This window comes from Corallococcus sp. M7 (assembly GCF_054512695.1).
Window position 1 is genome coordinate 4092019 of sequence record NZ_CM137252.1, and the last position, 12790, is coordinate 4104808.

Genomic DNA, 12790 nt, shown 5'->3' on the forward strand with positions numbered 1-12790 from the left:
CCATCGAAGGATGATTTGACGCCCGCGAGGCTTGTCCTCGCGGGCGTTCAGAGGGACACGGGAAGCCTTCCGGAGGTTTCCCGATGCCCGCGCCCTCGCAGCCTGTCGACAACGCACGTCTCGCTCACGCCCTGGCCCGGGTGGGGCTGGGGATGAACATCGCGCTCCACGGCCTCTTCCGCCTGCCGCAGCTCACGGCGTTCGCGGCGGGCATGCGCGACTCCTTCGACAAGAGCCCGCTGCCGCCGTCGTGGGTGTACGCGGTGAGCCTGGCCATCCCGGTGGCGGAGGCGGTGATTGGCCTCCTGCTGCTCGTGGGCGTGGAGGTGCGGCGCGTGCTGGTCGCGGGGACGCTGCTGATGCTGTTGCTCATTGGAGGCGCCTGCTCCGCGCAGAACTGGAACGCGGCGGGCATCCAGATGACCTACCTGGGCTTCTACGTCGTGCTCATCGCCACCGTGCAATACGACCACCTCTCCGTGGACGCATGGCGGCGGGCTCGAAGCGCGGGGTAGGGCATGTGCTATCACTGGGAGTCTCTCCAGCCGGGAGCGCTCCGTGAAAGCACGTCTGTTGATGGTGTTCGCGTCGTTGTCGTTGGGAATGCTTGCCGCGTGCGGCAACGTGGACATGGATTCCACGTCACTGGCGCGGAGCGGGTCCGAGCTCGGCTCCGAATGTCCCTGTGGAGGCGAGGGCCCGTGGAACTGTCTGCCCTGTGCCTTCATCTGCGGTGATGGCATCTGTGACTCGGCCAACGGCGAGTCCGTCAACACGTGCGCCGAGGACTGCACGCCGCTGCCCTACTGTGGCGACGGCTGGTGCAACAACGGCGAGACGAACGCCACCTGCCCGTGGGACTGCGGCCCCACCACGTGGTGCGGCGACGGACTGTGCAACGGAAGCGAGACGGTGGCGAGCTGCCTGTCGGACTGCGGAAGCCTGACGTGTGGCGATCACCTCTGCGACGCCCATGAGATGGGCTGGTGCTCGGACTGCGGCCCCATCTGCACCGGTCCGACCTGCCCGCAGTGGCCGCAGGACCCGTAACCACAAGGGCAGGTCAAAGACCCATGCAACGCATCCATCGTCATCATGGGTCCGCCGCGGCCCTGTCGCTGGCGGGCTTGCTGTCATTCGCCGGTTGCGAGCCCGCCGCGGTTCCTCATGAGGCCCTCACCGACACCACGGCTCCGCTGGCCCTCGGGCTCGGAGGCGACACCTCCTGCGTCTGGGGGAGCCCGGACTGCAACCTGTGCAGTCCGGACGTGCCGCTGCGCTTCCAGGAGCTGCGCGACCACGGTGAGGTGCTGGGCTTCCATCCCGGACCGTTCAACCTCAATGTGGCCTACCCAGGCGGCAATCACTGGCAAGGCATCCAGCGCCTGTCGGCCCTCTCGGGGCGCCTCCTCGTCCTGTCCAAGAGGGATGACGCTCCTGGCGGCAACGTGGGGCACCTGGTGCACATGGCCACCCGCGACGGGGAGGGCGGGCGCTTCCGCTCCAACCGGCTGAGCCCGGCCATCAAGGAACCGGAGGACACCGCTCCGCCGGTCGCGGACGCCGCGGTGGCGGCACTGCCGGTGCTGGACGGCTATCGCCACGGCGGCGGCATGCAGGCGGTGGGCAACATCCTGGCGCTGCCCATGGAAGAGGGGCCTGGCCTGGGGCGCATCGCGCTCTATGACTACAACGCGTCCCTGACGCCGAGCCCGTTCGCCTTCGTCCACGGTGAAACAACGACCGCGGGCACGGCCTCGTTCACGAAGCTGTCGGACGGGCACTTCCTGCTCGTGCTCGGGCAGGTGGACGCGAACACGCTGGAGGTCTTCCGCTCCTCGGAGACCGACCTCCGCTCCGCGACCAACCAGTGGGTGCGTGTCGACAGGTGGCAGAAGTCGGAGCTGCCGGACGGGCAGTGGGGCGCCTTCCAGAACCTCAACTTCGTGACGGACTGCAATGACTCACAGCTCTACCTGGTGGGCACGCGGCTGGGAGGTCTGCGCTGGGGCGCGGTGAGCGACGACTACGTGCACCTGTACCGGGTGCACCTGGACGGCCACCTGCGCCTGGAGCACGTCGCCTCCAAGCACCTGTACTGCAGCAACGATGGCTCGAGGCAGTGCAACCTGGATGCTGGCGGAGGCCTCTTCGTGGGTCCCGACCGCGGCCTCATCCTCTACGGCACCGAGCACGCGGATGACGGCCCCGGCTCGACGGTGAAGCTGGTGGAGTTCCGAAGCATCTGGGCGGACACCCGCTGTCGCACGGACATCGGGCACGCCTACGTCGACTTCTACGACGACTCCAACTTCAGCGACCGGGGCGTCATCTTCGACTACCGCGACCAGGGGCTGAAGAACTGGGCGCGCTTCGACGACGTCGACCGGTTCAACGACAAGACCTCCTCGGTGCGCTGGTGCATTCCGCCGGGCCACCGGGTGCGGCTCTACGACGACTCGAACTACAAGGGCAGCTCCAGGGACCTCGTGGGCGACGGCGCATTCCACGAAGCCAACCTGAACAGCAAGACCTGGGGCTTCAACGACAAGGTGTCCTCCGCGCGCTGGCTGACCGAGTGACGCGGAAGGTGCTATCGCAAGAGCCCATGCGACCATGCCTCACGTTGTTCTTCCCGCTGCTGCTCTGCGCGTGTGCAAGCGGTCCGTCACGGCGCGCGGACGAAACCGGCGAGGAGCACCTGTCACAAAGGACTCCCATGAATCCGGATGCCCCCTCTCTCAAGCGTGGTGAGGCGCTGTTGCGTCACGGCACCGGAGGCGACGCGGTCCAGCCAGCCGAGCCGGCTCCCGCCGTCCAGGAGCTCGGAGCCCTGGCGGGGTTCGGCCAGTCCTGGACGTCGTGCTCGGCCCGGGCCTCTGTCTACCTGTTCGACGGCTACGCTGAAGCAAGCGCCGCGGAGGTGAGGCTGAAGAAGCAGGTGCCCGAAGGGAAGCAGGGTGCCGGCACGGTCAACGGCGACTGGCTGATATGGGCGACCGCCGATGCAACGGACGAAGCCGGCCGCGACGTCATCGAGCGGGTGGTCTCCGCCTTCGCGGGCGAGGAGTGAAGTCATGAATCAGGAGACAAGACACCTGGGGCCTCCTTCCATCGCGGGCGTCGTCTGGTACGCCATCGGGCGCTTCTACAAGGCGCTCGATGGCACGGTGCAGGACGTGGGCTACTTCGCGCATCTGGGAGGCGTGGAGGGGTCGCTCTTCAACGGACCGCCGGGGGAGGCCACGGCCTTCTTCACCTTCCGCGCCGAACCCTTCACGCCCCAGCACCTGACCAACGGCGACCTCACGGTGTCGTTGGATCCGGTGGGCCGCTTCACCCTGTATTTCAACCCGGAGCCCCGTGGAGACTTCTCCGCGCCGGAGAGCTTCGGGGTGGGGCAGCCCATCGCGACGCTCCAGCGCCTCTCCACGGTGGTGGGGACCGCGGTGGGGCCACTCTCCAGCAACCTCTTCTCCGCGGTGTTGTGCTCCAGCGAGGACTTCGTCTTCCAGGGCCGCACGTGGAACCTGGGGCGCTTCCTGCCTCGCGGCATCACCCAGATGGGAACGGGAAGCACCGCCGCGCTTCAGCCGACGCCCGCGGGCTACCGGAGCGTCACGGCCTTCGTCGGCTCGGCGATGGCGCTGGGATGAGCTCCCACCGGAAGTGGATCTTCATCGCCCTCGGCCTGCTGGCCTGCTCGTGCCTGGGCGTGGTGGCCGTCAACACGGTCCGCAACTTCGTCCGGTTCGGCCAGCGCGCCAAGGCCGCGGAGTGCAAGTCGAACCTGAAGGCCTGGCACGCCCTCCAGCGGCGCCACTTCCAGGACACGAAGACCTATGAGCCGGTCTTCGCGAAGGTGGGCTTCACGCCCGAGCGGGGCAACCGTTACGCATACTTCGCGGGCCGGGGGTCGATGGAGATTCGCGACCAGGAGCGAAGCGAAGCTCCAGAGGGAGCGGTGGCCATCGGCGCGGACACCTTCCGCTTCACCTACCTGCGCCCCTTCGAAGTGGAGGTGCTTCCTCCGTCATTGAAGGCCCGGCTCGGCGTCTCCGGCACGTGCCCCGCCTGCGACATCACCCTGGCGTGCGTGGGGAACACCGACGAGGACGCGGCGCTGGATGTCTGGGTGCTCTCCACCGGAGCGCTGGACCTCCAGGACGTGGACGGAGAGGCCGCCGAGCCCGGGGTCCCCGTGCACCTCGTGGACGATACGAAGGACTGAGGCCCATGCATTCATGCGCGAACCATGATGAAGGCATGCGGGGCGGGTGAGGCGGAACGAGGGCGCGGGCGTACGATGGTCGTCATGCATCGCACCTTCCTCGTCCTGTTGCTGCCGCTCGCCTTCGGTTGTGCCACGACGCCAGCCACCCCTCGCGGCGCCGCGCCCACGCAGGTGGCAGCCGCGGAGAAGAAGACCCTGCTGACACTGCCGGAGATCCTCCAGCGCATGGAGGCTTCGCCTGTGAAGTACTCCTTGGACGAGAAGGACTCCCCGCCGGACGGCTGGGCGGACACGCTCTGGCCCCAGCGGATCCAACCGCTGCCCTATGCGCGAGTCGTGAGGGAGGGGGGCAAGGCCACGCTCGCGCCGCCCTACAACACCCCCGAGTCAGAGCGCCTGCTCGCGGAGGCCGAGCCGCTCTTCCAGGCCAACCGCTTCGACGAGGCGGCGAAGTTGTACGCGCGCGCCACCGAGGTCTGCCCGAAGTGCGCGAACGCCTGGATCTTCCGGGGAGACGCGGCGCTCTTCGCCGGCAAGGCGGAGGAGGCGCTCGGCTATTACCGCAAGGCCGCGGAGCAAAACCCCGACGACTACCGCGGGCACTTCTTCCAGGGCCACGCGTTGTCCCGGCTGGGGCGGCGTGCCGAGGCCCGCGAGGCCTTCGCCACCGCGCTGGTGCTCAACCCGCGCCTGCTCACGGTGCGCAAGCTGCTCAAGATGTATCCCGGGTTCGGGCTCGTCATCACGCCCGACGTGATGGTGCCGCGCGGCATGGCCGAGCGAACGGAGACAGGCGTGTCGGCGGTGTACGACGGTCACTACGGCACCTCGTGGCTCGCGTTCGCGGCGTGCAAGGCGCTGTGGCTCGGAGAGCCCTCGCACCGCAAGGAGATGACGGGCAGCGACAGTGACACCCAGTTCACCTCCACCGAGGAGCTCGAGTGCCTGAGCGCCGCGCTCACGGGCTATGAGGTCGCGAAGGAGCAGAAGGACGCGGACGCGGCGATTCCAGACGAGGGCCTGGAGCGGATGAAGCGCATCGTCGAGGCCGGGATGGCCGACATGCTCGTGCTCTTCGAGCTGGCCTCGCGCGTCCATCCGCAAGCGACGTTGACGATGAGCGATGACGTGCGCCAGCGGCTGCGCGCCTACGTCCTCGAGTTCGTCCTGCAAGAGTCATATTAGATTTGACTAATATGAGTGCGGACTGTAATGACTCCGATGAACGGAGGAGGTCCGCACATGCTTCACACCCTGATTGGCGCCCAGTTCCGCGCGTGCGTCGAACGCGATTACGAAGGCAAGCCGGCCCACGTGGTCGTCGCGCAGCGCGTGTATCCCACCGGAATCGAAGACCTGTGGGACGCGGTCACGAACCCCGAGCGCATCCCGCGCTGGTTCTCTCCGGTGGAGGGGGAGCTGCGCAAGGGCGGCCGCTATCAGATCAAGGGGAACGCGGGCGGGACCATCACCCGGTGCGACAAGCCCGAGGCGTTCGATCTCACCTGGGAGATGAACGGCGGGATGAGCTGGGTGACCCTCCGCCTGGCGCCGGAAGGGAAGGGCACGCGGCTGACGCTCGAGCACATCGTGCACTCCGCGGACGTGGAGCAGTTCTGGAGCCAGTTCGGTCCGGGCGCCACCGGCGTGGGCTGGGACCTGAGCTTCCTGGGCCTGGGCCTGTACCTGGAGTCGGGCAAGGACGTGGCCGCGGAGGCCGCCGCGTCCTGGGTGCACTCCGACGAAGCGAAGACCTTCATGCGCGCGAGCGCCCAGGCCTGGGCCGACGCCCACGTGGCGGGCGGAGAGGCGCCGGACGTGGCGCGCGGGATGGCCGAGCGCACGGCCGCGTTCTATACAGGGGGCTGATGCACGCCTTCGACGTCCTCGGCGATCCGGTCCGCCGCCGCATCCTGGAGCTGCTCGCGGAAGGCGAGCACGCTTCGGGCGAGGTCGTGGACGTGATCCAGCGTGAGTTCGGCATCACGCAGTCCGCCGTCTCGCAGCACCTGAAGGTCCTGCGGGACAACGGCTTCGCGTCGGTGCGGGTGGATGGCGCCCGGCGGCTCTATGCCGTGGACGCCGCGCCGCTGGCGGAGGTGGACGCCTGGCTGGACCGCTTCCGGGCGTTCTGGACGCCGAAGTTGGACGCCCTGGCTACAGAAGTCGCGCGGGGGAAGAAAAAGAGGGGCGAGTAGGCGCAGGCGTCGCCACGGCCCACGCCGTGTCACTGGACGCGGCGCTCCGCCCTCGGCAGCTTCTGGCTCCGGCTCCCTTCCCCCTGGAGCCCAAGGAGTCTCACGGATGAAGCTCAAGGCGCTCTGCATCGCCGTATCGCTGCTGGCCGTCCCGGGCGTGGCCGCCGCGCAAAGCCCCTTTGATTCGCTCAAGAAGGCCGCGGGCGACGCCGGCAAGTCCACCGTGGAGAAGCGCGTCAACACGAAGCTCACGGAGGAGGGCCGCAAGAACCAGTGCAGCTTCAAGACGGGCACCGCCGAGCTGGCCCCTGGCTGCGACGCGAAGCTCAAGAAGCTCACCAACGCGCTCGTGGACGCGAAGAAGCAGCTCGTCGCCGCTGGCGTCAAGAGCTACAAGTTCGAGGTCTCCGGCCACACCGACTCGACCGGTGACGCCGCGAAGAACAAGTCGCTCAGCGAGCAGCGCGCGGAGGCCATCGTCAAGGAGCTGGTCGCGCGAGGCATCCCCCGCGGTGAGATCACCGCCGTGGGCTACGGCTCCGAGCGCATGCTGGTGAAGCCGGACAACACCGAGGCGAAGAAGGCGCAGAACCGCCGCTACGAGCTCCAGGTCCGGCTGTAATCCGTCTCAAGGCGTGAAAGAGGGCGGCGCCACCGGCGCCGCCCCCTTGCTCAGGCCTTCGTCGCCTCGATGATGCTGGTCCCGCTCTGGGTGGGGATGAGGCGCTGGATCTTCCAGCCGGTCGCGCTGAGCAGCGCCTGGAACTCGTTGTAGGTGCGCTCGCGTCCGTTGGCGACCACCAGCATGTTGAGGTCCATCAGGTGGGTGATGTCGGGCGTCCGGTTGTCCGGAATCACCATCTCCACCACGAAGAGCCGGGCCGGGGCGGGGGCCGCCTCGTGGAGCCGGCGCAGGAGGGTGGTGCAGGCGTCATCCGCCCAGTCGTGGAGGATGTGCTTGAGCAGGTAGGCGTCGGCGGGAGGGATGCCAGGCTCGAAGAAGTTCCCGGCCACCACGTCCACCCGGCCGGCGATGCCCCGGGATGCCAGGACGGGCTTCGCGCTCTCGGCGACCTGGGGCAGCTCGAAGAGGATGCCCCGGCAGGAGGGATGGGCGCGCAGCACCTGCGCGAGCAGGTCGCCGTGGCTGCCTCCAATATCCGCCACGCGGGCGAAGGCGGAGAAGTCGACGTGCCGGGCCACCTGGCTGGACACCATCTCGGACCAGTCCCCCATGGACCGGGCGAAGTGCTCCGCCTCGTCGGGGTTCTTGGCGAAGTGCTCCCAGATGTCGGAGCCCAGCGCGGCCTGGATGGGCGCGGTCCCGGTGCGAATCGCGTCGGTGAGGTGCCCCCAGGGCAGCCAGTGCGACGGGCTGCTCTGGATGATGGCCAGCTCCCGCAGTGAGCCAGGCGTGTTCGAGCACAGGCCTTCACCCATGGGGGTCAGCGCGAAGGTCCGCTCGGTGAAGGCCACGAAGATGCCCGTGGCGAGGCCGGCGCGCATCAACCGGAACAAGGCGTCCGGGTGGACGCCCAGCTCGGTGGCCAGCGAATCACTGTCGCGGGCCCCTGCCGCGAGCAGGTCGGCGATGCCCAGGCGGGCCACGGTGCCAACGACCTGGGTGCGCCAGTAGCTGGTGATGGCCAGGTGGAGCTGCTGCGTGGGGGACGGACTGTCGCCAGGGGTGTTTTCCATGGTGCCAGTCTACCGCCGGGATCCCCGGAGTAGAGTCTTTCCGTGGAAGGCGGATGCCACGAAAGGTCGTGTGGAATGGCGGCGCAATACGACGACATTGCCGTGAAGCTGTCGGACTGGGATGTCCTGCCCGTGCGCTCGGAGTACCTCGAAGGTCATACCTTCTTCAAAGCGCTCGGGTCCGTGAAGGGGCAGTCCGTCCTGGACCTGGCCTGTGGTGACGGGCTGTACACGCGGCAGCTCCAGGCGCGGGGAGCACACCGGGTGGTCGGCGTGGACATCTCGGAGGAGATGATTCGCGTCGCCCGGCGACACGAAGCGGCCCAACCGCTGGGCATCGAGTACCACGTGGCGGACGTGGCCGACATGAAGCCGCTGGGCGTCTTCGATTGCGTGACGGCCGTCTATCTCCTGCACTATGCGCAGTCGCCGGAGCACCTGCTGCGCATGTGCCGGACCATCCATGCCCACCTGAAGCCCGGGGGCCGCTTCGTCACCTACGCGTTCAACCCCGAGTTCAGCGCGAAGGGGCCCAACAGCACCCGTTACGGCATCAAGATCTTGGACTTCCCGGAGTCACCGAGGGAAGGGCAGACCATCTCCGCGGAGCTGAGCGCGAAGACGCCCTTCACCATCCACTTCTCCCACTGGAGCCGGAACACGTACGAAAGCGCGCTGCGCGAGGCGGGCTTCCACGACCTCACCTGGATGCGCCCGGAGTGCTCCCCCGAGGGCATCGCCCGGTATGGCCAGGAGTTCTGGCAGGACTACCTGGACAACCCGCACGCGGTCGCGCTGCGCTGCGAGCGGTGAGCTCACCTAAACCTCTTCGAACTTCGTTCCCGTGGCGCCCATGCGATCGAGTGCGTCGCGGATTTCCTCGCGGACGATCAACGCGATGGGCCAGCCCCAGGGGCGGAACACCTTCGCGTCACCTACCTGCGAAGCGTCAATCCGCATTCCCCAAACGTCCCGGTACTCGCCAACCTTCTCAGGGCGCCTGTCCTCCGGCGTCCACATCAGGATCTCCGTGGTGGCCTTGTCGTCAATGCAGCGAATCAGCTGGGTTGCCACGAGAATGTAGAACTGCTCAGGCTGATCCGCGACCTCTACGGGAAAGAGCTGCACGTCATCGGGAGCAAGGTCCGCGAAGACGGCTGCCACCTTGGCGTGGACTACCGGCGTTGATCTGGCCGCTAGCGAGAAGTCGAGCGCTGTTCCAGGGAGATTCAGCGGGAGCTTCAAGCGGCCCGGATCGTCAACACGCGTTCCGTCAGTGAACACCCACGGCTCACTCAACGCTCTGCCTTCAAAGTCAGTAGGGGCGCCGAGCAGCCACCGGCCTGGACGGGTCATGTCGTCGCTCAGGTCGAAGTAGCGCTTGGGCATGTGGACCATTGTGTCGTCCCTACGCTCCCGTCACCAGTCTGTTGAGGATGGTGCCGGGAGCGGCGATGTCCTGCGCCAACTTGTCGAGTTCCGCTGTCAGCACTTCGCGGCACTGCTCCATTGTGCGGCAGTCTCTCGTTACCGCGTCCAGGCGCCGGAAAATGCGTTGATGGTACGCCAGTGGGTGGGGGCCCTTGTGACCTTTGACGCGGACAATATTGGCTGGGTCGTCCAGCGACATGCCTGCCCTGTCGAAAATCTCCTGAAACCGGGGAGACCACGGGCCTTCATTGTTCGTGGCCTTCCACCACTTGTTCGTGGCGATGTGGTGGTCGTGGCCCCCCGCGTCCACCGGGGCGGCAGCCGTGCCCTCCAGGGCCCGTGCCGTCATGGCCACCGCATTGGGGGCGAGCGCCACCGTGACGGCATCGCCCGTCACCGCCACTGCTCCGACTTCGCCCACGGCGGCAAGGCGGATACCCGCGCGGTCTCCGGCCACCGCCGCCGCCTGGGCTGAACCGGGCAACATCGGCACCCTCGAAGCGAAGCCCGAGGCCGTGTTGCCGATGGCCACCGTCGCCAGCAGCGCGAAGGCTCGTGCCGCGTTCCGGCCCATCACCTTGCCGTAGCGCTCACCCGCATCGCGGAGTTCGTCAAAAGTGGTGGCACGGTCCGCTTCTTCCACCAGCTGTTTGAAGCCCACTATCAGCGTCCAGAAGGTGTCTACTCCAAGGTAGACAATGGCCGTCGCCGTCATCACCGCGGCCAGGCCCTTGCTCACGGGTTCGGGGACTGACCAGAGGACCAGATAGAGGGTCATGGTCCACAGCGCCGCCGAGAGCACCGCGTGCGGGTCGGCCATGCCTTTGAAGGCATCCAGCATCTCTTCCAGGACAACACCTTGCGCCATGGCCATGGCCAGCGCATAGCGTCCGTCTCCGGTGACGGTGGGGCTCTCCGCCAGCAAGCGCAGACAGTCGCCTTGACGCCCGGTGCGCTCGCACCAACGCAGATATGCCCGCGTCAGCTCCATCTCCGCTGGCGGCATTTCGGAAACGAGTGCAGCCCCGTCCAGTGGCGTCATCCGCCGGGTGCGCGGATCGAAGAGGTACGTGCCGCCTCGGGCGTCCACTCCCATCAGTCGCCGCGCGGCCTGCTGCGGATTGGCCGGGATCCTCACACCCCGCGCCAGCCTCGCCATGGCCGCTTTGACCTCGCGCCGCTCCACCTCCACCGGCCTGGCTTCGCCGCTGCGAGGCGTGAAAACGACTGGCGGCTCCTCGCCCGTTTCCAAGCGCACCACGCGCCCTGAGGCACAGCCTGTCAACCAAACCAACAGGAGTAGCGCGACAGAGTGCTGTGCCCTCATCAAGTCCCCCTGCGGGAAAGTGCTTCATCCTTCAGGGGGCGACAGGGCCACGACCAGGACCCAGCGGATCGGGCCGCGTCTAGCGCCACCTCATGCGTGGCATCCGTGAGGTGCGCAGCGGCTGAACGCTCTCATGCGACAACTGCCTTGACGCTCACCGCCAGTACGGCCGTGAGCTCCCTCGGCCCACCGCGCGCCTGACGGAATCAGGGAGAGAGTGGGGCGAAGACGTAACCCACGTCCACGTTGGAGATGGTGGGCAGGCAGGTGGGGCTCGCCCCGTAGACGGTGGCCTTCCAGCAAGGCTGATTGCCCGGGGTGCTGGAGACATCGAGGAGGACCTCCTGTGCTCCCGTGGGGAACGTCACCGGCCGCCAGGTGGGCGAGAAGTTGAGGGCACAGGAGTACGCGTTGCAGACGCGGCAGTCCGTGGCCACCGCGTAGGTGATGGCGGCGCTGGCAGCACAGCCGGAGTCCAGCACGTCTTCCTTGCGGAAGCGCATCTGGGAAATGGTGCATGCCGGATCTGGTATCGGGAAAATGGGATTCAGCACCGACGAGCGCACCTCATTGGTCGCATCGCCCCGGAACTGAAAGACGGCGTCGTTGAAGTCCCTGTCACCGCCTCCATTGAGATCCTCGAAGGCCAGGAGCCAGGTTTGCGGTGTGCCGCTGGGCGCGCCCAGGAGGACGTGCGGCATGTTGCCGTTGCCAGAGACAGCAACCGAGGCGGCTTCCATGGGGAGCGTGGTGTTCCCGTAGGGCGCCGCCCCGAGGCTCGTCAGGGCCTCCGCGTCCAACCACCCGCACAGGTTCTGCCCTGTAGATGCGACGGCGCAGGCCCCATCGAGCGGATGGGGCATCTCAGGACTGCAATACTCCGAATACTCGCATCCGATGTTGCGGGTCGCGACCGGCGTCTGGCCCACGGGGTCCTGGTCCAGGTTCCACTTCGACTTGGAGAAGAACACCGAAGTAGATGTCTTCAGGTGCAGGGTGCACTGCCCGTTGGCCGCCTTGCGCAGACACGGATACACCCGACTCTCATAGGGGCTGTGAACGGACTCGTTCTCGACGACCAGGAAGAAGACCAGTTCTCGTTCCGCATCGATGGTTCCCAGGTCCGCCGTCTGGCCAGCTGCTGGGAAGAAGACGGGGTGACCCAGGCCCAGGAAGTTGTTCGAGGCGTCGGCCGGCTCCAGCAGGTTGGGGATGCGCGCGAAGAGTCCCTTGTCCGAATAGCCGGTGCGAGGGACCGCGAGTGCGTTGGTCCCCACCACGTCGATTCTCACGCTGGCATGGATGCCAGGACGCGCGTCCTCCAGGAGCACGCCTGAAGTGAATGCGCTGGTACATGACTCGTTGAGCGCCAGCTCGGGCTGACTGTAGGTGAAGCCTCCCGACGTGAAGGGCCGGTTACAGCGCCGGGTCGTGCCGATGTAGGGACGAGCCTGCGAGCCCGAGGCGGGGGCCAGGTTGTAGAGATCCTCGTGCAGGTCCTTGATTCCATTGCCGTTGAGATCCAGCAGGTTGCCGGCTGCGTCGAGATAGCCCCGCGTGATGAGCTCATCCACGTAGAGGTATCCAAGGGACGGACGCTTACCGGAATCGTCGTGCACATACGTCGCGGTCACGCGTTGGGCCACGGGAAGCACGAGGTGTTCCGCGGACGTGAGCGGCAGGGGCGGGGTGGCGCGCAGGGTCTGCTGCGGCGTGAGCTCCATCTGACGCAGGAACTGGAAGGAATTGGCCTCGAAGGGCGGCACGTAGTCGGCCGCCAGGTCGAGTTCGTAGCAACTGCCCTGCGGCGTGGAAGCGCTGGCCGGTTCTGGGAAGGCAACGGAAAGCAAGGTGCTCCCGGCCATCAAGCCCAGGATGCGGAGAGGATGCAGACGCATGAAG

15 protein-coding genes are annotated in these 12790 nt (G+C 67.2%); 11 read left to right on the top strand and 4 right to left on the bottom strand.

The annotated features are described in order from the left end of the window. The first annotated feature begins 83 nt into the window (after positions 1–83). The 10 genes from ACX114_RS16720 (at position 84) to ACX114_RS16765 (ending at position 7054) form a co-directional block, all read left to right on the top strand. Complete coding sequence (locus ACX114_RS16720; protein WP_459299085.1) at positions 84–515, top strand: MauE/DoxX family redox-associated membrane protein; 432 nt, start codon at positions 84–86, stop codon at positions 513–515. A gap of 43 nt (positions 516–558) precedes the next feature. Continuing rightward, entirely contained in the window at positions 559–1050 is a 492-nt protein-coding gene (locus ACX114_RS16725) for a tenascin-X (protein ID WP_459299086.1), read from the top strand. A 23-nt stretch (positions 1051–1073) separates the two neighbouring features. Beyond that, positions 1074–2582 carry a hypothetical protein gene (locus tag ACX114_RS16730; protein ID WP_459299087.1) on the top strand — a complete coding sequence of 503 codons (1509 nt, stop codon included), beginning with the start codon at positions 1074–1076 and terminating at the stop codon, positions 2580–2582. Positions 2583–2719: 137 nt separating this feature from the next. Further along, positions 2720–3073, top strand: a complete 354-nt coding sequence (locus ACX114_RS16735; RefSeq protein WP_459299088.1) for a hypothetical protein — start codon at positions 2720–2722, stop codon at positions 3071–3073. A gap of 4 nt (positions 3074–3077) precedes the next feature. Continuing rightward, a complete protein-coding gene (locus ACX114_RS16740; protein WP_459299089.1) occupies positions 3078–3656 on the top strand; it encodes a hypothetical protein in 579 nt (192 codons plus the stop codon). Next, positions 3653–4231, top strand: a complete 579-nt coding sequence (locus tag ACX114_RS16745; RefSeq protein ID WP_459299090.1) for a fimbrial protein — start codon at positions 3653–3655, stop codon at positions 4229–4231. Before ACX114_RS16740 ends, ACX114_RS16745 begins: the two co-directional genes overlap by 4 nt. Positions 4232–4315: 84 nt before the next feature. Further along, complete coding sequence (locus ACX114_RS16750; RefSeq protein ID WP_459299091.1) at positions 4316–5419, top strand: tetratricopeptide repeat protein; 1104 nt, start codon at positions 4316–4318, stop codon at positions 5417–5419. Between the two features lie 57 nt (positions 5420–5476). After that, positions 5477–6103 (top strand): SRPBCC family protein, encoded by a 627-nt coding sequence (locus tag ACX114_RS16755; RefSeq protein ID WP_459299092.1) that lies wholly within the window; start codon positions 5477–5479, stop codon positions 6101–6103. Continuing rightward, positions 6103–6432 (top strand): ArsR/SmtB family transcription factor, encoded by a 330-nt coding sequence (locus ACX114_RS16760; RefSeq protein ID WP_459299093.1) that lies wholly within the window; start codon positions 6103–6105, stop codon positions 6430–6432. The genes ACX114_RS16755 and ACX114_RS16760 overlap by 1 nt, the downstream gene beginning before the upstream one ends. A gap of 106 nt (positions 6433–6538) precedes the next feature. Continuing rightward, entirely contained in the window at positions 6539–7054 is a 516-nt protein-coding gene (locus tag ACX114_RS16765) for an OmpA family protein (RefSeq protein ID WP_459299094.1), read from the top strand. Positions 7055–7104: 50 nt separating this feature from the next. Here the strand turns inward: ACX114_RS16765 and ACX114_RS16770 are convergent, their stop codons facing one another. Next, complete coding sequence (locus ACX114_RS16770; RefSeq protein WP_459299095.1) at positions 7105–8130, bottom strand: methyltransferase; 1026 nt, start codon at positions 8128–8130, stop codon at positions 7105–7107. A gap of 75 nt (positions 8131–8205) precedes the next feature. Here ACX114_RS16770 and ACX114_RS16775 point away from each other — a divergent pair, with 75 nt between their 5' ends. After that, a complete protein-coding gene (locus tag ACX114_RS16775) occupies positions 8206–8943 on the top strand; it encodes a class I SAM-dependent methyltransferase (protein ID WP_459299096.1) in 738 nt (245 codons plus the stop codon). 6 nt (positions 8944–8949) lie between these two features. On the opposite strand, the gene ACX114_RS16780 is transcribed toward ACX114_RS16775, so the two are convergent. From ACX114_RS16780 to ACX114_RS16790, 3 genes are all read right to left on the bottom strand, one after another. Then, positions 8950–9519, bottom strand: coding sequence for an imm11 family protein (locus ACX114_RS16780; protein WP_459299097.1), 570 nt, complete (start codon positions 9517–9519; stop codon positions 8950–8952). A gap of 19 nt (positions 9520–9538) precedes the next feature. Further along, on the bottom strand, positions 9539–10888 hold the full coding sequence (locus ACX114_RS16785) for an AHH domain-containing protein (RefSeq protein WP_459299098.1): 1350 nt from the start codon (positions 10886–10888) through the stop codon (positions 9539–9541). 206 nt (positions 10889–11094) lie between these two features. Continuing rightward, on the bottom strand, positions 11095–12786 hold the full coding sequence (locus ACX114_RS16790; RefSeq protein ID WP_459299099.1) for a DUF4114 domain-containing protein: 1692 nt from the start codon (positions 12784–12786) through the stop codon (positions 11095–11097). Positions 12787–12790 lie beyond the last annotated feature (4 nt).

Excerpts from the sequence above, each read along its gene's own strand:
- ACX114_RS16720 (WP_459299085.1), top strand. The coding sequence starts at position 84 with ATGCCCGCGCCCTCGCAGCCTGTCGACAACGCACGTCTCGCTCACGCC.
- ACX114_RS16730 (WP_459299087.1), top strand. The coding sequence starts at position 1,074 with ATGCAACGCATCCATCGTCATCATGGGTCCGCCGCGGCCCTGTCGCTG.
- ACX114_RS16735 (WP_459299088.1), top strand. The coding sequence starts at position 2,720 with ATGAATCCGGATGCCCCCTCTCTCAAGCGTGGTGAGGCGCTGTTGCGT.
- ACX114_RS16740 (WP_459299089.1), top strand. The coding sequence starts at position 3,078 with ATGAATCAGGAGACAAGACACCTGGGGCCTCCTTCCATCGCGGGCGTC.
- ACX114_RS16745 (WP_459299090.1), top strand. The coding sequence starts at position 3,653 with ATGAGCTCCCACCGGAAGTGGATCTTCATCGCCCTCGGCCTGCTGGCC.
- ACX114_RS16750 (WP_459299091.1), top strand. The coding sequence starts at position 4,316 with ATGCATCGCACCTTCCTCGTCCTGTTGCTGCCGCTCGCCTTCGGTTGT.
- ACX114_RS16755 (WP_459299092.1), top strand. The coding sequence starts at position 5,477 with ATGCTTCACACCCTGATTGGCGCCCAGTTCCGCGCGTGCGTCGAACGC.
- ACX114_RS16760 (WP_459299093.1), top strand. The coding sequence starts at position 6,103 with ATGCACGCCTTCGACGTCCTCGGCGATCCGGTCCGCCGCCGCATCCTG.
- ACX114_RS16765 (WP_459299094.1), top strand. The coding sequence starts at position 6,539 with ATGAAGCTCAAGGCGCTCTGCATCGCCGTATCGCTGCTGGCCGTCCCG.
- ACX114_RS16770 (WP_459299095.1), bottom strand. The coding sequence starts at position 8,130 with ATGGAAAACACCCCTGGCGACAGTCCGTCCCCCACGCAGCAGCTCCAC.
- ACX114_RS16775 (WP_459299096.1), top strand. The coding sequence starts at position 8,206 with ATGGCGGCGCAATACGACGACATTGCCGTGAAGCTGTCGGACTGGGAT.
- ACX114_RS16780 (WP_459299097.1), bottom strand. The coding sequence starts at position 9,519 with ATGCCCAAGCGCTACTTCGACCTGAGCGACGACATGACCCGTCCAGGC.
- ACX114_RS16785 (WP_459299098.1), bottom strand. The coding sequence starts at position 10,888 with ATGAGGGCACAGCACTCTGTCGCGCTACTCCTGTTGGTTTGGTTGACA.
- ACX114_RS16790 (WP_459299099.1), bottom strand. The coding sequence starts at position 12,786 with ATGCGTCTGCATCCTCTCCGCATCCTGGGCTTGATGGCCGGGAGCACC.